Consider the following 18,018-nt stretch of genomic DNA (forward strand, 5'->3'; position numbering starts at 1 on the left):
ATGACACTCGAAGAACTCACCCGCCGCGTCGAGGTACTGGAGGCCGAAGCCGAGATCCGCCGGGTCCAGGCCCGGTACATGTTCCTGTGCGACACGCCGAACCCCGAGTACGGCGTACCCGACGACGCGAAGCGGATCGAGCTGATCCTCGAGCTCTACACCGAAGACGCGGTCTGGGAGGGCGTCGGGGAGTACTACGACAACCAGTTCGGCCGCGCGGCGGGGAAGCAGGCGATCCGCGAGCACTTCCAGCGGTTCTGGGGCGAGAAGCAGGAACCGGCGCTGCTGCTCAACGCCCACTACCTGACGTCCGAGCAGATCCACGTCGACGGCGGCACCGCGACCGGCCAGTGGATCCACATGCAGCCGTGGCTGTTCTCCGACGGCAGGTCGCTGCTGCGCTCCAGCCGGCTGAACAACGCCTTTCGCAGGGAGCCTGACGGCCGCTGGAAGATCACCCGCACCCGGACGGAGAACGTCTTCGTCGCGCCGCTGCCGGACCACTTCGCCAGCGACTACCCGGCGGCGTCGGTGCTGCTCCGGCCATGACGGGCGAGGTGGTCGTCCACATCGTCGACGACGACGAGGACCTGCGGCAGTCGCTGGCGTTCCTGCTGGGCAGCGTCGGCATCCAGGCGCTGACGTACCCGGACGCTCCCGCCTTTCTCGCGGAGTTCGACCCGGCCGAGCCCGCGGTCGTCATCGTGGACGTCCGGATGCCCGGGATGAGCGGGTTCGGGCTGCAGGAGGAGCTGACCGGCCGCGGCTACCCCGCGCCGGTCGTCTTCTGCTCCGCGCACGGCGACATCCCGATGTCGGTGCGGGCACTGACCCGCGGCGCGGTGAACTTCCTGGAGAAGCCGTACGAGCCGCAGAAGATCCTCGAAGTCGTGCAACAGCAGCAGATCGAGGCAGGTCGCCGGTTCGCCGCGCACGCCGCACGCCAGGAGGTCGTGCGGCGGCTCGACGGGCTCACGCAGCGCGAGCGCGAGGTGCTGCGGTTCGTCCTCGACGGGGCACCCAGCCAGGTGGTCGCCCACCGGCTGGGCACGAGCGTGAAGACGATCGACGTCCACCGGGCGCGGATCAAGGCCAAGACGGGGTCCGAAAGCCTGGGCTCCCTGGTGCGCGACATCCTGGCCCACCGCGTCGAGGTCTAGCGATTGCACCCCAATGTGGCGTTCGGTGCGTCAGACGCAACCAACGCCACATTGGGGTGCTTGCAGTGCGCTTTCCACCCAGCACCCGGTGGCGAGCAACGCGGTTTCCCCACCGCGGCGGCCGACGAGCTGCACGCCCAGCGGCAGACCCTCCGAAGTGGACAGACCGGGCACGGTGACCACCGGCAGGCCCAGCGCCTGCCACGGGCGGCTGAGCACCGGGTCGCCGGTCGCGTGGCGGCCGGCCGGTGGCGGGCCCAGTGCCGCCGGGCCCAGGATCGCGTCGTACGGCTCCAGCAGCGGGGCGATCCGGTCCCGAGCGTCCCGGATTGCCCGCAGCGCCGCAGCATAGGAGGCCTCGGGCGTTTCGAGCCCGGCCCGCAGCAGGGTGGCGAGGGGGACGCTCAGCCGGGCGATCTGCGCCAGCTCCGCCGCCCGCTCCCGCGCCGCCTCGTACGCCATCACCACCGGGTGCGCGGCCGTCAACTCGGCCACCGAAGCCGGGAACTCGTCGATCGCCGCGCCGGCCGCGGCCAGCCGGGCGGCCGCGAAGCCGATGGCCGCGGCCATCGATGGCTCGACGGGCGGGCGCCACCGCAGCAGCCGCGGCGGGCGAGCCGCGGCCGTGGCCGGCGAGCCGGTGAGCAGGGAAAAGGCCAGGGCCAGGTCGGACACACCGGCGGCGAACACCCCGTGGCTGTCGAGGCTCGGGCTGAGCCCGGTGACGCCGTCCATCGGGAACCGGCCGTGGCTCATGACCAGCGACGCCACCCCGCAGTACGACGCGGGCCGCGTGACCGAACCCGCGGTCTGGGAGCCGAGCGCCAAGGGCACCTGGCCCGCGGCGACCGCGGCCGCCGAGCCGCTCGACGAGCCGCCGGGCGTGTGTCCCGGGGCGCTCGGGTTGTCGGTGGGGCCGGGGGAGAAGTAGGCGAACTCGGTCGTGACGGTCTTGCCGACCGGGACGGCCCCCGCCGCGCGCCAGGCCGTGACGATCGCGGCGTCGGAGAGCGCGGGCGCGGCGTCCGCGCGCAACGGCGAACCGCAGCGCGTCGGGAAGCCGGCCACGTCGATGATGTCCTTGACGCCCAGGGGAATCCGGCCGGACGAGGGGAAGTCCAGGGCGACCCACGCCCGCAGCCGCGACTCGGTCTCGGCGATCCGGGCCCGCGACCGGGCCAACGGGGTCGCGTCCCGCAGGGACCAGGACGCGCGCAAGCCGGTCAAGCTTCCTCCCACGCGGCGTCGGCGACCCAGTAGTCCATCCCGCTCTCGCTGACGCCGTGCCGCCACTCCGACGTCCGTTTCAGCAGGGGTTCGACCCTCGCGGTGACGGCGTCCGCGGCGGCCGGCCCGTCGCCGGGGACCTGCCAGTGGACCCAGTTCAGCTCCCGGCCCTCGGCGTCGTGGACGAACAGGTCCACGTGCCGCCAGCCGTAGCCGTGGGTGTCGTTGTAGCAGGTCAGCGTCATGCGGTGCACGGTTCCTCCCGGCTCAGGCTGTGGAACCGGCGCTGGAAGTAGACGAGCGCCCCGTGCTCGGCACTGCTGGCCACCGCCTCCACCTCGACGAACAGCACCGAATGGGACCCCAGCTCCTGGTCGGCCACGATCCGGCCGACCACCGACGCGGGGGCGCCGAGCAGCAGCGGGACGCCGTGGGTCTCGGTGTCCCACGGGCCGCCGGCGAACCGCTCCTCGGTGGGCACCCGCGTCGCGCCGGCGAAGTGGCGGGCCAGCTCCTCGTGGCCCGCGCCGAGGACGTTGACCGCGATCCGGCCGTTCCCGGCGAGCACCGCGTGCGAGCGGCTCGACCGGCTGACGCAGACCAGCATGGTCGGCGGCGAGTCCGTCACCGAACACGCGGCGCTGACGGTCATCCCGGCCTTGCCGTACGGCCCGTCGGTGGTGATCACGTTGACCGCGGCGGACAGGTTGGCCATCGCGGCGCGGAAGTCCCGCTGCGTCCGGGTCAGTTCGGTCACGATTCCTCCCGTTGCTGGACAGGGTTCGACCGTAACCGCGCACACACCAGGCCGATATTGAGAGTTCTCCCGCCGGAGCTAAGGGTTTCCCCTAGCCAGCGGCAGCGCGAAGCCGAACCGCGAACCGCCTTCCGGCCGCCGCTGCGCCCAGATCCGGCCGTGCTGGCGGGTGATGATCCGGTAGGACAGGGCCAGCCCGATCCCGCTGCCGCGCTCCTTGGCCGTGAACGACTGGGCGAACGGGTCGTGCGGCAGGCCGCGCCCCTGGTCGTCCACGGTGAGCACGCCCTCATCGCCCTCGACCGTGGTCGTCAGCACCATCCGGCGGTCCGCCGGCGGGCACGCGGCCAGCTCGTCGATCGCGTTGAAGCAGAGGTTCAGCAGCACCTGCCCGGTGAGCACGCGTTCGCACCGCACCGGCACGGGGTCCGGGTGCTCCCGCACGACGACCTCCACGCCGGCGGCGTCGGCACGCAGGCGGACGAAGTACAGGCACTCGGCGAGAATCTCGCCCAGCTCCGTGACCTGCCGGACGTGCTCGAGGTGCCCGACGAAGGCCCGGACCGCGCCCACGATCGTGCTGGCGCGGTCGATCTGCCGCACGGCGCTGCCGATCCCGAAGGCGAGCGGCTCGGCCGCCTTCGCCGACAGCTCGCCCGCGGCCGCCAGGGCCTCGGCGTGCCGGGTGGCTCCGCCGAGGAAGTTCCCGGCCGCGGCGAGGGGCTGGCCGAGCTCGTGCGCGATCGCCATCGCCATGTCGCCCATCGCGGTGTAGCGGGCGAGGTAGTTCTCCCGCTGCAGCTCGCGTTCCCGCCGGACCTCCTCGTGCACGCGCCCCGACACGTCGTGCAGGATCATCAGCCACGCGTCGCCGGCGTCCCGCAGCCGCTCCAGGCTGCCCTCCAGCCACACCGGATCGGCGTCGCCCCGGACGGCCAGCCGCACCGCCGTGACCGGGTCGGCGCGGTCGCGTATTTCGTCCCATGTGGACGCACGGCCGCCGAGCCGCAGCGTGCCGTAGCGCGCCAGCGGCCCGAGCTCGTCCGCCGGGTCCGCGCCCAGGAGGGCGAGCGCGGTGTCGGTGGCGAACTGCACGAGACCGGTGCCGTCGAGCACCAGCGCGACGGTGGCGGTGTGGTGCGCGAGCGCGTCGACGTAGGACGTCGTCAGCCGCAGCCGCTGTTCGATCTCCTGCTCGCGTTCGATGTCGCGGAACTGGACCATGACCGCCGGCCCCTGGGCCAGCTCGACGCGGGCCGCGACGACGTCGGTGGGAATCACCCGGCCCGACCGGCTGCGGTAGTGCCACTCGTACCGGCAGGTGCCCTTGTCTACGGCTTCCTGCAGCAGCGCCCGGCCGATGACGCGGTCGTACTGCTGGGCCGAGCTGCTCATGTCGTTGGCCTTGAGCGGCCGCAGCTCGCTGACGCTCCACCCCAGCAGCTCGCTCGCGGCCGGATTGGCCCACAGGATCCGCTTGGTGTCCGCGTCGTGCACGAGCACGCACGTCCGGCTGGCGTGCATCATCGCGACGAAGTCGCCGGCGACCAGTTCGGGGGCACGGGGATCCACCTGCATCGGCCCAGCGTAAGCCGGATGACGCCGCCGCGCGCTGAAGGAATCCCCTACGCCGGGCGTGGGCGCTACTGATTGCGTTCACCCGGCCCGCCTCCCTACTTTCGACGAGGAAGCTGCGACGAGGAGGAGGCGCGATGGCGCACACGAACGAGTTCGCGGGCGTGCTCGCCGAACTCGCCGAGCGGAGGCTGGAGTTCCGCGAGCAACGGTACGTGCCGAAGGACTTCATCGCCCGGCTCAAGCAGCTCGGTCTCTACCGCGCCGCGACCCCGGCGAAGTTCGGCGGCGAGCCGCTGCCGCCCGCCGAGTTCCTGGACCGCGTCGAGCGGATCTCCGCGGTCGACGGCTCGACCGGCTGGGTCGCCAGCTTCGGCTCGTCGCTGGTCTACCTGGCCGCGCTGCCCCTGGAAACGCAGGCCGAGCTTTACCGCGACGGGCCGGACCTCGTCTTCGCCGGCGGGCTGTTCCCCATGCAGGCCGCCGCGCCCACCGAACGTGGTTACCTCGTCGACGGGCGCTGGAAGTTCGCGAGCGGGTGCATGGGCGCGGACGTGCTCGGTGTCGGCCTGGCCGGCGACTCCGGCACCGGCGGCAAGCCGCGCACGGCGCTGCTGCGGCCCGAGCAGTGCGAGATCGTCCAGGACTGGGACGTCGTCGGCATGCGCGGCACCGGCTCGTTCGACCTCGTGGTGCGCGGGGTCGAGGTCCCGCGCGAATGGACGTTCATCCGGGGCGGCGAGCCCACCGTGGACGAGCCCCTCTACCGCTACCCGGCGCTCGCCTACGCCTCGCAGGTGCTTTCGGTGGTCGGGGCCGGTGTCGCCGGTGCGGCACTCGGCTACGCGAAGGAGGCCGGTGGCGGGTACACCGGGGTGACCGGCGCGCCCAAGCTCGCCGAACGCCCTTACTACCGCGGCGAAGTGGCCCGGGCCGAGGCCGAACTGAGCTCGGCGCGAGCATGGTTCTACGACCTGAGCGACGAGGTGTGGCAGCACGTCCTGGCCGGACGGCCCGCCACCGACGAGCAGAACGCGCGGCTGCGGCTCGCCTCGGCCCACCTCGCCAAGGTGTCTTCCGACGTCGTCGCCAGGCTGGTCGAGATCTCCGGCACCGCGCCCATCCACATCGGACACCCGCTGCAGGACCTGCTCGGCGACGCGCTGGTGCCCAAGCAGCACGCGTTCCTCGGCCCGTCGGTCTTCGACGCGGCCGGCGCCGTCCTGATGGGACTGCCGCCCACGACCCCCGGCTTCCGCTGACCAGAACCCGACCCCGAGGAGGCCGGATGCGCGCGCTCTTCTGCATCGGCATCAACCAGAACTTCTTCGACCTGCCCGCCGGCGGCATCACGACCGGGCACGTGTGGCAGGCGACTGTGTCCATGATGGACAGTCTGAAGGCGTTGCCGGGTGTGGACTTCATCGCCGACTTCGACGACGACTCCCACCTGGTCGGGCCGTCGGACGGCTGGCCGTGGACCTGCTACATCCTGGCCGACGTCGACAGCCAGGAGACCGTCAAGGCCGCCTGCAACCTCTTCCGCACCACCCCGGTGGGTGACGGTGAAGCCAAGCTGTGGCGGTTCGCCAAGGTCGAAGCCCGGATGGGCCGCGCGCTCACCGTGCGCGAAGACGTCGAGCTGCCCGACTGACCCCGGACGGAGGATCATGACCGACAACATCGTGGCGAGCGCGCCCGCGGACCTCGTCCGCGAGGACCGCGTCGCCGGCCGCCTGTACACCGACCCGGAGATCTTCGAGCAGGAGCTGACGAAGGTCTTCGAACGGACCTGGGTGTGGGTCGCCCACGACAGCGAGCTGCCCAGGCCCGGGACGTTCAAGTCCACCTTCGTCGGCCGGCACCCGGTGGTGGTGACCCGGGACCGCAAGGGGAACGTCCACACGATGGTCAACCGCTGCCGGCACCGCGGCGCGAGCCTCTGCGAGAAGCCGTACGGGCAGGCGAACGGGTTCACCTGCCCGTACCACGCCTGGTCCTACGGCCTCGACGGCACGCTGCGCGGCGTGCCCTACCCCGACGGCTACGAAGGGGTGCTGGACAAGAAGGACCTTTCGCTGCGCAAGCTGCGCACCGAGAGCTTCCACGGCATGATCTTCGCGACTTTCGCCGAGGACATCGAGCCCCTGGACGACTTCCTCGGCGACGCCAAGCTCTGGATCGAGCGGTTCTTCAAGCAGGGTGGCGGCTACCCGGTCAAGGTACTCGGCAGGCACCGGTTCAAGTTCCGCGGCAACTGGAAGATCCAGCTGGAGAACACCACCGACGGCTACCACTTCCCGATCGTGCACCGCTCCTGGATGGCGTCGGTCGACGCGGAGACCGCGGACATGATGTCGTTCATGACCGATCCGGCGGCGATCACCCACCACCTGGGCAACGGCCACAGCGTGAGCGTCATGGTGCCCGGCCACGCCGACCTCGACGCCGACGACGGCACCGAGCCGCTCCAGCCCCGCTTCGACGTGCTCGCCGCGGAGCTGAAGCAGCAAGGCCTGGACGACACGGCCGTCCGCAAGCTGGTCCGGGCCATGCACGGGACCGGCTTCAACCTCAACCTGTTCCCGAACGTGTCGATGTCCATCTCGTTCTTCCGCGTGCTGCGTCCGCTCTCGGTCGGCGAGACCGAAATCGAACACGTGGCACTCGGCCCGGACGGGCCCGCCGCGATCGTCGACCCGGTGAACCGGGAACGCCTGCGCATCCACGAGCACTTCCAGGGCCCCTTCGGCTTCGGCACCCCCGACGACGCCGAAGGCTGGGACCGCGTCCAGCGCGGCGCCCAGGCCGTGCCCGAGATGCCCATCCTGGTCAACCGCGGCCTGGCGCGGGAGAAGACGAGCCCCGAAGGCTGGCCGACCTCGCACGTCACCGACGAGACCGGCATGCGCGCGGCCTACCGGCAGTGGAAGCGGATGATGAACGATGACTGAGGCAACCATCGCCACCCCGGTTTCCGCCGACCCGAGGGTGCAGCGGGCAATCGAGCTGATCTGGCGCGAAGCCGAGCTCCTGGATCGTAAGAACTACGAGACCTGGAACGGCCTCTACGCCGAGGACGGGTTCTACATCGTGCCCGTCGACCCGGCCACCGAGGACTTCGCGGGCACCTTGAACATGGTCTACGACGACGCCCGGATGCGGCGGATGCGCGTCGCCCGGATGACCGAGGGCTACGCCATCGCCGCGGTCGACGCCGCCCGGACCGTCCGGACGGTGTCCCGGTTCGTCGCCGAGTCCGTTTCGGACACCGACGTCGTCGTCCGCTCGGCGCAGGTCCTCGTCGCCTACAAACGCGGCCACCACGACATCTGGGCGGGCGATCTCGTCCACCGGATCCGGCTGTCGGACGCGGGGGACCGGATCGTGCAGAAGGTGATCCGGCTCGTCGACTGCGACGACGTCGTCCCGGCCGCGGGGTTCCTGCTGTGAGCGCCGCGCAGGTCGCGGTCGTCACCGGCGGGGCGAACGGGCTCGGCGAGGCGATCGTGCGCCGCCTGCACGCCGACGGCTACCGCGTCGCGATCGCGGACCTCGACGGCGCCGCCGCCGACGCGCTCGCGAAGGAACTCGGCGACGCCGCGACGGGGTACGCGGTCGACGTGGGCGACCGGGCCGCCCTGGAGCGGCTGCTGGCCGCGGTGCTGGCCGATTTCGGCGCCGTGCACGTCCTGGTCAACAACGCCGCCCGCACCCAGGCCCGGCCGCTCCTGGAAATCACGACCGGCGAGCTCGAAGCCGTCATGAGGACCAACTTCGGCGGGACGTTCACCGCCTGCCAGATCTTCGGCGCCCACCTCGCCGGGCAGGGTTACGGGCGCATCGTCAACATGGCGTCGCTGGCCGGGCAGAACGGCGGGACCGCGACCGGCGGGCACTACGCGTCGTCCAAGGGGGCGATCCTGACCGCGACCAAGGTGTTCGCCCGGGAACTGGCGCCACGCGGGGTGACGGTGAACGCCGTTTCGCCCGGCCCGCAGGACAGCCCGGCGGTGCGCTCGCTCATCGGCGAGGAGAACCTCGAGGGCTACGTGCGGAACATCCCGGTGGGCCGGCTCGGCGACCCGGCGTTCATCGCCCGGATGGTCGCCCTGCTGGTGTCCCCGGAGGCCGCGTCGGTCACCGGCGCCTGCTGGGACGCCAACGGCGGGTTGTTCCTGCGATGACGGCCATCGAGGTCCGCGTCGCGGAAGTCACCGAGGAAGCCGCCGGTGTCCGGAGCCTGCGCCTGGTCCGGGCCGACGGCGAACCGTTCGGCGCCTTCGAGGCCGGGGCGCACGTCGACGTCACCGGGCCGACCGGCGTGCTCCGGCAGTACTCGGTGTGCAGCCCGCCCGACGACCTGTCGGCGTTGCTCGTCGCGGTCAAGCTCGAACCGGAATCGCGGGGCGGCTCGGCGGCCCTGCACACCGTGGTGGCGGGGGACACGCTGGAGATCGGTGCCCCGCGGAACCTGCTGCGCCTCGCCGGCGGGGCGGACCGCCACGTCCTCGTCGCCGGCGGGATCGGGATCACGCCGCTGCTGAGCCTGGCCTACGAGCTGCGCCGGCGTGGCGAGGTGTTCGAACTGCACTACTTCGCCCGGAAGCGTGCCGAAGCGGCGTTCGCCGACCTGCTGGAGCAGTGGGCGGAGGTGCGCCTCCACATCGGCGTGCCCCGCGCCGAACACCCCACGCTGCTCAAGGAGGTGACGTCCCGGCTCACCCCGGCCAGTCACGTCTACACCTGCGGGCCGGACGGGTTCATGGCGCAGGTCTCGGCGGTGTTCGCGCCGGTAGTGGGGGAGGACCGGGTCCACATCGAGCACTTCGTGGCGGCCGGGATCGACACCAGTGGTGACCAGCCTCTGACGGTCGAGCTCGACACCGGTGAGGTCTTCGACGTCCCCGCCGGCAAGTCCATCCTCGCGGTGCTGACCGAGAACGGCATCGACGTGTTCAAGTCCTGCGAAGAGGGAATCTGCGGCTCCTGCGTCTCCGGGGTCCTGGACGGCGTTCCCGACCACCGCGACCAGTGTCTCTCGGCGGCCGAGAAGGCGGCCGGGGACCAGATGGCGCTGTGCGTGTCCCGAGCGCTGGGTGAACGGCTGAAGATCGAACTGTACTGACCGGCATCGCCCGGCAGCCCGCCGTTACGCTGGCAAGATGAGCGGAGTGGCGTACGGATCCGGCCGGCAGGCCCTCCTGGAGGCGACGGTCCGGATCGTCGCGGCCCAGGGACTGCGGGGGCTGACCTACCGCGCGGTGGCGGCCGAGGCGGGGGTCACGCACGGCTCCGTCCGGTACCACTTCGGCGACCGCGCCACGCTCATCGAAGAGGCACTGGTGTACTGCGTCGAGCGCAGCATCAAGGAGACGGAGCTGACGTCGGACCTGCCCGGCTTCGACGGCTTCGCCCGCGGGCTCGTGTCCCTGGTCGTGACCGATCCCGACGCGCAGGCGTTCCAGTACGAGCTGATGCTCGAAGCCCGCCGCCGGCCGGAACTGCGGGACACCATCCGCCGCGTCAACGAGTCCTACCGCGTCGCCACCCACCAGGAGCTCGCCCGCCACGGCCTCGACGACCCGGACCTGACCGACCTGGTCTACGCCGCGCTCGACGGCCTGGTCTTCCAGCAGACCGCCTTCGCCGACACCACCCGGACCGAGCGGGCCGTCGAAGTCCTGCGCCAACTGCTCGAAACCTACGCCACGGCCAGGTCGGCGTAGGGGCCGTGCTCAAGTGACGCGGATCAGGTTCCACGACAGCGGCGGGAGCGTGATCGCCGGCTCGCCGCCGTCGAGGGGCCGGCTTTCGGCGGTTCGGGGCACGACCCGGTGGGGTTCTTCCTCGGTGTTCGCGGCCAGGGGGTCGCCGCCGCCGAGGTAGGTGTGGGTGGCCCGGGTCAGGTGGGGGAAGGCGCGCAGCTCGATGGTCAGCGGCAAGGCCGCGTGCTGGTCGCGGTTGACCGCGAAGACCACGACCCCCTCGTCGTCGCGGACCGCCACCGCGTCCAGCAGCGGCACCTCGCCGAATTCGGCTGTCTCGTAGCTCGGCGCCGTGATCGCCGGCCGCAGCACCTCGCCGCGTCCGTAGCGGCTCGTCAGGGCGAACGGGTGGAAGATCGTCTGCCGCCAGGCGGGACCGGCCGGCTCGGTGCGGATCGCGCCGATCGCGTTGACCAGCTGGGCCAGGCAGGCGATGCGGACCCGGTCGGCGTGGCGCAGGAGGCTGATCAGCATGCTGCCGACCACGACGGCGTCGACCACGGTGTACCGCTCTTCGAGCAGGCGCGGCGCTCGTTCGAACACAGCGCGTTCGCCGGCGGGGTCCGGCGAGTGCCACACGTTCCACTCGTCGAAGGCGAAGCCGAGGCGTTTCTTGTGGCGCCCCTTCGCTCGCACGTAGTCCGCGGTGGCGATGGCCGTGTCGAGGTAGGCGTCCATCCCGGTCGCGCAGGCCAGGAAGCTCGCACGATCGCCGTCCCGCTCCTGGCTGTAGGAGTGCAGCGAAAGGTAATCGACCTGCTCGTAGCAGTGTTCGAGCACGGTGGCGTCCCACTCGGGGAACGTCGGCATCCCCGCGCCGGACGAGCCGCACGCGACGAGCTCGATGCCCGGATCCACCAGCCGCATCGCCTGCGCCGCCCGCGCGGCCAGCCGCGCGTACTCCTCGGCGGTCTTGTGCCCCAGCTGCCACGGGCCGTCCATTTCGTTGCCCAGGCACCAGACCTTCACCGCGTGCGGTTCGGCCACCCCGTGCGAGCGCCGCAGGTCCGACCAGTACGTCCCGCCGGGGTGGTTGCAGTACTCGACGAGGTTCGCCGCCGCCGCCACGCCGCGGGTGCCGAGGTTCACCGCGAGCATCGGCTCCGCGCCGGCCCGCCGGGCCCAGGCGCAGAACTCGTCGGTGCCCACCGCGTTGCTCTCCACCGATTTCCACGCCAGGTCGAGCCGGGTGGGACGGTGCTCCCGGGGGCCGACGCCGTCCTCCCAGCGGTACCCGGACACGAAGTTCCCGCCCGGGTACCGCAGGATCGGCACCCCCAGCTCGGTGACGAGCTCCGTCACGTCGCCGCGGAAACCGTGCTCGTCGGCGGTCGGGTGGCCCGGCTCGTGGATGCCGGTGTGGACGCAGCGGCCGAGGTGCTCGACGAACGACCCGTACAGCCGCGGGTCGGTTTCGCCGACGACGAAGGCGGGGTCGACGACGAGCCGGGCCTGGGACATGGGGTTTCCTTCCGCTGGACGACGAACGCCGGACGTCTCACCCCGCCTGCCGCACCGACAGCACCGCCCACGGCGGGAGGTCGGTGTCGATCTCGAGCGTGCCGCCGGTGGACGCGGTGAGGGTGAACCTGCGGAGCGAGCCGGCGACGCCACGCAGGTACTCGCTCTGCGCGCGGGACAGGTTGAGCGGGGAACCGAGCTGGTACCAGGCCTCGGCGACGTTCCCGTGCTCCCAGTCGAGGACCTCGGCCAGGAAGGGGGTTCCGGGCGCCAGCCCGCCGACCGAGTGCCGGACCCGCCGGGCCGGCCCCCGGTCGGCCAGTGAGCGGGTGGCCGCGTACGAGCCGGCCGAGCCGACGGACTTCCCGGCCATCTCGTCCGGGTAGTTGAAGAACAGCGCCGACACGGCCGAGGTCCGGCTGTCCCGGGTCACCACGCCGTCGGCCGTCGCGAGGAGCAGCCGGTCGCCGAGCCGCTCGAGCATCCGGAACGCGTGGAACGTCGGCTTGGGGATGCCGTTTTCGTTCACGAGACCGAAGCCGCCGTGGAACGGCCCCAGCCCGGCGCCGCCCTCTTCGAACACGTCGGTGAAGGTCCAGTAGGAGATCGAGTCGGCGAGCGTGGCGCACTTCAGGTACGCCCGCGTGATGTACGTCGCCGCGAAGAGCGTGTCGTGGATGAAGTCGCGGGCCGACGGCGACGTCGACCACTCGGTGATGTGGATCTCCGCGTCCGGGTACGCGCTGTTCGCCACGAGGTCGCGCAGCAGGGTCAGGTCGTCGAACGTGGCGTCGGCGTACCGGGCGATGTGGACGGCCTCGCCGTCGGCACCGTAGGCGAAATCGGTCGGGTACAGGTGCGTCGAGATGAAGTCGACGGGCAGCTCGCGCTTGGCGCACCAGTCGATGAAGTCCTCCACCCACACCGGCCGCCAGTCGAGATAGTCCACATCGGACGCACTGGCGGTCGCGTGCATCGCCGAGCGGTCTTCGGATTCGCCGGAGTAGCGTTCGTCGGGCACGAAGACGCTCGTCGCGGGCCCACCCACCTTCAGCCCGGCGTCGATCTTCCGGATCGCCGTCACGGTCTGCTCGTAGAGTTCGAAGTACTCCGTCTTCGTCCCGGTCCAGAAGTGCGGGACCAGGTTCGGCTCGTTCCACACCTCGAACCGCCATTCGCGCACTTCCGCGAGCCCGTACCGGTCGATCCAATGCTCGACGGCCCGCGTGACCAGCTCGACCCAGCGCGCCATGTCCTTGGGCGGGCTGCAGTGCGCGCCCCACCAGAACACCGTCTCGGTCGCGGTCGCCAGCTCGCGCGGCATGAAACCGAGCTCGACGAACGGACGGGCGCCGGTCTCCAGGATGAAGTCGAACACCTTGTCCACGTAGCTGAAGGTGTACACCGGCTCGGGCAGCGGTGTGTTGCGGCCGAAGCCGTGACCGTAGCTTTCCCGGTACACGAACATGTCGTCGTGGAAGAGGCCGTGGAACCGGAGGTAGCGGAACCCGCAGGCGTCGACGACCTCGCCGAACTGCCGCTGCCAGTCCGCCCGCAGCGCCTCGTTCGCCCGGCCGGCGCCGACGCACTCCGCCCAGACGTGCGGGAACGCGGTCTCTTCGGGCACGTCACCGTCGATCCGGTAGTGGGGGCCGGGCGGAAGGTCGTTGGTCATGGCCTCACTTTTCTTTCTCGAAGTCGGGGACGTGCTAGCCCTTGACCGCGCCGAGCGCCACGCCCGACTGCCAGTACCGCTGCAGGCTCAGGAACGCGATGATCAGCGGGACGATCGTCAGCAACGCGGCGGCGATCACGAGGTTCTGGATGAGCGCGCCGGTCCCGGCCGTCGAGCCCAGCTTGTTCCACTCGTTGAGGCCGATGGTCAGCGGATACCAGGCGGGATCCTTCAGCATGATCAACGGCAGGAAGTAGTTGTTCCAGATCGAGACGAACGAAAAGAGCAGGACCGTCACGCTCGCCGGGGCGAGCATCGGGAGCGCGATCCGCACGAAGGTCCGGAACTCGCCGGCGCCGTCGACCTTCGCGGCTTCGAGCAGGTCCGTCGGCACGGCTTCCGCCGCGAACACCCACATCAGGTACAACCCGAACGGGTTGACGAAGCTCGGGACCAGCACGGCCCACGGGGTGTTGGTGAGGCCGAGCTTCGCGAACAGCAGGAACTGCGGGATCGCCAGCGCGATGCCGGGCACCGCGATCGACCCCAGGATGACGAACAGGAGCAGGCGCTTGCCGCGGAAGTGGAGTTTCGCCAGCGCGTACCCGCCCAGGGCCGCCAGGAAGGTCGAGACCACCGCGCCGACGACGACGTAGAGCACGGTGTTGAGCAGCCAGCGGACGAAGATCCCGTCCTGGTAACCGAAGACAGCGGTGATGTTGTCCCACAGGGCGAACCGGCCGCCGGGCGCGAGCCCGAACGTGGAGACGAAGTCGGCCTGCGACTTCGTCGCGTTGACGACCAGCCACACCAGCGGCAGCAGGCAGTACAGGGCGAACAACCACGTCACGGCGGTCAGGGTCACGCTCTTCTTGGGGTTGTCGACGGTGGGCAACCGCCGGGTCCTAGGTGTCGAAGGCATTCCTGAGTCCTCTGATCTGGACGACGTAGGCGACCGCGATCGTCAGCGCGGCCATGACGAGCGCGAGCGCGGCCGCGTAGCCCTGCTGGGATCCGGTGAACGCCAGGTGGTACGCGTAGAGGTTGGGGGTGTAGTGGGTGGTGATCCCGCTGTTGGCCACCATGGACGGCAGGATCTGCGGCTCGTTGAAGATCTGGAACGTGCCGATGATCGAGAAGATGACCGCGATGACCACCGACCGGCGCAGCGCGGGCAGCTTGATCCGCCACACCACCTGGTACTCGTTCGCCCCGTCGAGCGCGGCGGCCTCGTACAGCTCGCGGGGGACGGCCTTGAGCACCGCGTGGAAGATGAGCATGTTGAAGCCGGTGAACGCCCAGGTGACCATCACCCCGATGGAGATGAGCGTGGTGCCCGGCGTGAAGGGGTCCAGGTCCGTGCCCAGCGCCTCGTTGAGGCTGCCGAACAGGCCGTACTTGACGCCCAGCAGGAATCCCCACATCAGGGTGGACACGACGGCCGGCACCGCGTACGGGAGGAAGATCGACACCCGCAGGAACCGCGTCCCGTGCAGCCGCCGGGAGTCCAGCGCCAGCGCGAGGGCCATGGCGAAGATCAGCATGAGCGGCACCTGGACGAGCGTGAAGCCCAGGACCCGGCCCACGCCGTCCCAGAACTGCGCGTCCCGGAACAGCTTGGTGTAGTTGGCGATGCCGGTGAACCGGGTGCCGCCGACGAGCTTCCGCTGGAAGAGGCTGAGGAACGCGGCGTAGATGACCGGGATGACGTACACGAGCGTGAACAACAGCGCGAAGGGCGCGATGAACAGCAGCCCGATCTGCTTCTTGCCGCGTTTCCGGGCCGGCGTCCGGTGCCGTGTCGTTTCCCGCGGCACCACGGCCGCGGTGGTGGCGGAGGAGGGGCCCATGTCCGCGGTGCTCCTTTCGGTCCGGGGAAGCCGTCAGTCCACCTGGAAGCCCTGCTCGTTGCCGTAGGCGATCATGCGTTTCTTCCATTCCTCGAGGACTCCGGCCAGCGAGCCCGTGCCCGAGGTGTAGAGCGGCGCGACGATGTCGGTGTAGGTCTGCCGGGCCCATTCGAAGAACGGCGGGTACTGCCAGCCGGTCGCGACGATCTTCGAGGCTTCGGCCAGTACCGGACCGACCTTCTGGCCGCCGAAGTACTGGTCGACCTTGCCCGGGGTCTCCGAGGCGAGCACCGCCGTGTTCGGCACGAAGGCGCCGGCGTCGACGCGCGCCGCGAGGCCGCCGCCGTGCGTGAAGTACTCGAGGAACTTGAACGCCGCCTCCTTGTTCCCGGAGGCAGCCGGGATTCCGAAGCCGCTGCCGCCGTTCTCGGCCCCGACCTTCTCGCCCGCCTGCCACTGCGGCATCAACGCGACCTTGAACTGACCGGCGGCCTGGGGCGCGCGCTGCGGCAGGGACGAGGTCAGCCACCCGCCCATGGTCTGCGAGGCGAGGCTGCCGTCGTTGAGCGTGCGGTTCCAGTCGTCGGACCACGCCGTGACCTTGGTGTTGAGCAGGCCCTCGTCGAGCATCTTCTGCCAGAACGCCACGGCTTTCGTGGTGGCGGGCTGGGTGAAGTCGATGTGCACCTTGGTCCCGTCCACCCGGAACGGGCGGCCCCCGGCCTGCCAGATGAGCGAGAGCAGGAAGAAGAGATCCCCGGTGTCCTGGGCGATGTAGTGGTCGCCGCCGAGCGCGCGGATCTTCTTGGCGGCCTCGTAGTACTCGTCCCACGTGGCCGGCGGCTGCTGCATGCCGGCCTTCGCGAAGGTGGCCTGGTTGTAGAACAGGACCGAGGGACCGTAGTCGGAAGGCAGCGCGAAGACCTTGCCTTCGACCGTCACGTCGTTCCACGCGGCCTCGACGTAGTCCTTCTTGAGGTTCGCGGCACCGAGCCCGCCGAGGTCTTCGAGCTTGCCGGGAATGGCGAAGTAGGGCAGCGCGAAGTACTCGAACATGGCGAGGTCGGGCACCCCCGAACCGGCCTGGATCGCGTTGTCGAGCGCGGTGTACTCGTCGAACGACGAGCCGGCGTTGACCACCTTGACCTTGATGCCGGGGTTGGCCGCTTCGAACCCGGGCACGGTCTTCGCGACGGTGTCGTCCCAGCTCCACACCGTGAGGTTCACCGGGCCTTCGCCGCCGCCCGTCGGTCCGCCGCTCGAGCAGGCGGCCAGGACGAGCATCGGCACGAGCGTCGCGGCCAGGAACCTGGCTTTCGTGGGGACCTTCATGAGCCGCCTCCTCCTTGAGATGACTCGAAATGTTTTCGCATCTTTTTCGGACGCAGGTGGCAAGCTACTCGGCGCTTTCCCACGTCGTCAAGGCGCCGACAGGGCGGTACGTAGTGCAGAGGCGGCGGCTGTGTACGCTGACCGGGGTTCGAAAAAGTTTCGACGGGACGGAGTTCTGATGAGCGGGCGATCGCGGTCCGAGCGGGCCACCCTGGCGGATGTCGCCCGGCTGGCCGGTGTCTCGCCGGCGACTGCCTCGAAGGCCCTCAACGGACGCAGCGACGTCGGGCCGGGCACCCGCGACCTCGTCCTCGCGGCGATCGCCGAACTCGGCTACAAGCCGACGACGGCCCGGCGGGACCTGCAGCGGGAACGCACGCTCGTCACCGTGCTCGACATCGTGGAGTCGCGCTACGCCGGGACGGTACTCCAGGGCATCCTCGTCGCCGCGACCGCGGCGCAGGCCGAGCTGCTCCTGCGCCTGCCGCCCCCGGACTGGACCGGCACGACCGGCACCGCGGCCCGGGCGTGGGTCGCGGAGCTGCAGGCGTCCGGGGTCGCCGGTGTCGTCGCGCTCGCCGTCGCCGTGCCCGACTCGGTGCTCGTCGCCGCGGAAGAGGCGGAGCTGCCGGTGGTGACCATCGACCCGATCGACACGACCGACTCCCGGGTGGTGAGCATCGGCTCGACCAACTGGGCGGGCGGCCGCTCGGCGACCGAGCACGTCATCGGGCTCGGCCACCGCCGGATCGGCTGGATCGGCGGTCCGCTCGGCTCCGCACCGTCGGCGGAACGCTTCCACGGGTACCAGGCCGCGCTGCACGCGGCCGGCCTCACGCTGGAGCGCGCGCTGATCCGCCACGACGCGTTCTCCGTCGAAGCGGGGCTCCGGCACGGCCGTGAGATGCTGGCGCTCGCCGAGCGGCCCACGGCGATCGTCGCGGGCAACGACGAGATCGCCGTCGGCGTGCTCGCCGCCGCCCGCGAACTCGGCATCGCCGTGCCGGCGGAGCTGTCGGTCACCGGGTTCGACGACACCCCGCAGGCACAGTGGACCACGCCGCGGCTGACCTCGGTCGGGCAGCCGCTCGCCGGGATGGGCCGGATGGCCGTCGAGACCGTCCTCGGCATGGCGGGCGGTGTCCAGCCCGCCTCCCGGCACCTCGAGCTGGCGACGACCCTCAACGTCCGCGACTCCACCGGCCCGGCCTGA

Annotated in this window: 19 protein-coding genes; 10 read left to right on the forward strand and 9 right to left on the reverse strand. The window is 70.9% G+C overall.

The window, feature by feature from the left end:
* On the forward strand, positions 1-549 hold the full coding sequence (locus I4Q55_RS41575; protein WP_206796052.1) for a nuclear transport factor 2 family protein: 549 nt from the start codon (positions 1-3) through the stop codon (positions 547-549).
* Positions 546-1,160 (forward strand): response regulator transcription factor, encoded by a 615-nt coding sequence (locus I4Q55_RS41580; RefSeq protein ID WP_206796053.1) that lies wholly within the window; start codon positions 546-548, stop codon positions 1,158-1,160. Before I4Q55_RS41575 ends, I4Q55_RS41580 begins: the two co-directional genes overlap by 4 nt.
* A 30-nt stretch (positions 1,161-1,190) precedes the next feature.
* On the opposite strand, the gene I4Q55_RS41585 is transcribed toward I4Q55_RS41580, so the two are convergent.
* The 4 genes from I4Q55_RS41585 to I4Q55_RS41600 form a co-directional block, all read right to left on the reverse strand.
* Positions 1,191-2,387 carry an amidase gene (locus I4Q55_RS41585; RefSeq protein WP_242547695.1) on the reverse strand — a complete coding sequence of 399 codons (1,197 nt, stop codon included), beginning with the start codon at positions 2,385-2,387 and terminating at the stop codon, positions 1,191-1,193.
* Complete coding sequence (locus tag I4Q55_RS41590) at positions 2,384-2,632, reverse strand: hypothetical protein (RefSeq protein ID WP_206796055.1); 249 nt, start codon at positions 2,630-2,632, stop codon at positions 2,384-2,386. Before I4Q55_RS41590 ends, I4Q55_RS41585 begins: the two co-directional genes overlap by 4 nt.
* A complete protein-coding gene (locus I4Q55_RS41595; RefSeq protein ID WP_206796056.1) occupies positions 2,629-3,144 on the reverse strand; it encodes a flavin reductase in 516 nt (171 codons plus the stop codon). The genes I4Q55_RS41590 and I4Q55_RS41595 overlap by 4 nt, the downstream gene beginning before the upstream one ends.
* Positions 3,145-3,222: 78 nt before the next feature.
* Positions 3,223-4,722 (reverse strand): ATP-binding protein, encoded by a 1,500-nt coding sequence (locus tag I4Q55_RS41600; protein WP_206796057.1) that lies wholly within the window; start codon positions 4,720-4,722, stop codon positions 3,223-3,225.
* 134 nt (positions 4,723-4,856) lie between these two features.
* Here I4Q55_RS41600 and I4Q55_RS41605 point away from each other — a divergent pair, with 134 nt between their 5' ends.
* From I4Q55_RS41605 to I4Q55_RS41635, 7 genes are read left to right on the forward strand one after another with little or no spacing between them, the layout of a single operon-like run.
* A complete protein-coding gene (locus I4Q55_RS41605; protein WP_206796058.1) occupies positions 4,857-5,981 on the forward strand; it encodes an acyl-CoA dehydrogenase family protein in 1,125 nt (374 codons plus the stop codon).
* A gap of 26 nt (positions 5,982-6,007) precedes the next feature.
* Positions 6,008-6,373, forward strand: a complete 366-nt coding sequence (locus I4Q55_RS41610) for a hypothetical protein (RefSeq protein ID WP_206796059.1) — start codon at positions 6,008-6,010, stop codon at positions 6,371-6,373.
* A 16-nt stretch (positions 6,374-6,389) separates the two neighbouring features.
* Positions 6,390-7,673, forward strand: coding sequence for a Rieske 2Fe-2S domain-containing protein (locus I4Q55_RS41615; protein WP_206796061.1), 1,284 nt, complete (start codon positions 6,390-6,392; stop codon positions 7,671-7,673).
* A complete protein-coding gene (locus I4Q55_RS41620; RefSeq protein ID WP_206796063.1) occupies positions 7,666-8,172 on the forward strand; it encodes an aromatic-ring-hydroxylating dioxygenase subunit beta in 507 nt (168 codons plus the stop codon). The genes I4Q55_RS41615 and I4Q55_RS41620 overlap by 8 nt, the downstream gene beginning before the upstream one ends.
* Complete coding sequence (locus I4Q55_RS41625) at positions 8,169-8,906, forward strand: SDR family NAD(P)-dependent oxidoreductase (protein WP_206796065.1); 738 nt, start codon at positions 8,169-8,171, stop codon at positions 8,904-8,906. Before I4Q55_RS41620 ends, I4Q55_RS41625 begins: the two co-directional genes overlap by 4 nt.
* A complete protein-coding gene (locus tag I4Q55_RS41630; protein WP_206796066.1) occupies positions 8,903-9,847 on the forward strand; it encodes a PDR/VanB family oxidoreductase in 945 nt (314 codons plus the stop codon). The genes I4Q55_RS41625 and I4Q55_RS41630 overlap by 4 nt, the downstream gene beginning before the upstream one ends.
* A 37-nt stretch (positions 9,848-9,884) precedes the next feature.
* Positions 9,885-10,448: a TetR/AcrR family transcriptional regulator gene (locus I4Q55_RS41635; protein WP_206796067.1), complete on the forward strand. Its 564-nt coding sequence runs from the start codon at positions 9,885-9,887 to the stop codon at positions 10,446-10,448.
* Positions 10,449-10,457: 9 nt separating this feature from the next.
* Here the strand turns inward: I4Q55_RS41635 and I4Q55_RS41640 are convergent, their stop codons facing one another.
* Genes I4Q55_RS41640 through I4Q55_RS41660 form a run of 5 tightly spaced genes read right to left on the reverse strand, consistent with a single transcriptional unit; the run spans position 10,458 to position 16,805 of the window.
* Positions 10,458-11,948, reverse strand: a complete 1,491-nt coding sequence (locus tag I4Q55_RS41640) for an alpha-N-arabinofuranosidase (RefSeq protein WP_206796068.1) — start codon at positions 11,946-11,948, stop codon at positions 10,458-10,460.
* A gap of 37 nt (positions 11,949-11,985) precedes the next feature.
* Positions 11,986-13,623, reverse strand: coding sequence for a hypothetical protein (locus I4Q55_RS41645; protein WP_206796069.1), 1,638 nt, complete (start codon positions 13,621-13,623; stop codon positions 11,986-11,988).
* A 34-nt stretch (positions 13,624-13,657) separates the two neighbouring features.
* The gene (locus I4Q55_RS41650) at positions 13,658-14,518 is read right to left on the reverse strand and encodes a carbohydrate ABC transporter permease (protein ID WP_374194537.1); all 861 of its coding nucleotides are present in this window, start codon (positions 14,516-14,518) and stop codon (positions 13,658-13,660) included.
* A 10-nt stretch (positions 14,519-14,528) separates the two neighbouring features.
* A complete protein-coding gene (locus I4Q55_RS41655; protein WP_206796072.1) occupies positions 14,529-15,473 on the reverse strand; it encodes a carbohydrate ABC transporter permease in 945 nt (314 codons plus the stop codon).
* Positions 15,474-15,506: 33 nt separating this feature from the next.
* Positions 15,507-16,805 carry an ABC transporter substrate-binding protein gene (locus I4Q55_RS41660; RefSeq protein WP_206796074.1) on the reverse strand — a complete coding sequence of 433 codons (1,299 nt, stop codon included), beginning with the start codon at positions 16,803-16,805 and terminating at the stop codon, positions 15,507-15,509.
* A gap of 178 nt (positions 16,806-16,983) precedes the next feature.
* Here I4Q55_RS41660 and I4Q55_RS41665 point away from each other — a divergent pair, with 178 nt between their 5' ends.
* The gene (locus I4Q55_RS41665; RefSeq protein ID WP_206796076.1) at positions 16,984-18,018 is read left to right on the forward strand and encodes a LacI family DNA-binding transcriptional regulator; all 1,035 of its coding nucleotides are present in this window, start codon (positions 16,984-16,986) and stop codon (positions 18,016-18,018) included.

The organism is Amycolatopsis sp. MtRt-6 (genome assembly GCF_017308975.1).
Classification (GTDB): domain Bacteria; phylum Actinomycetota; class Actinomycetes; order Mycobacteriales; family Pseudonocardiaceae; genus Amycolatopsis.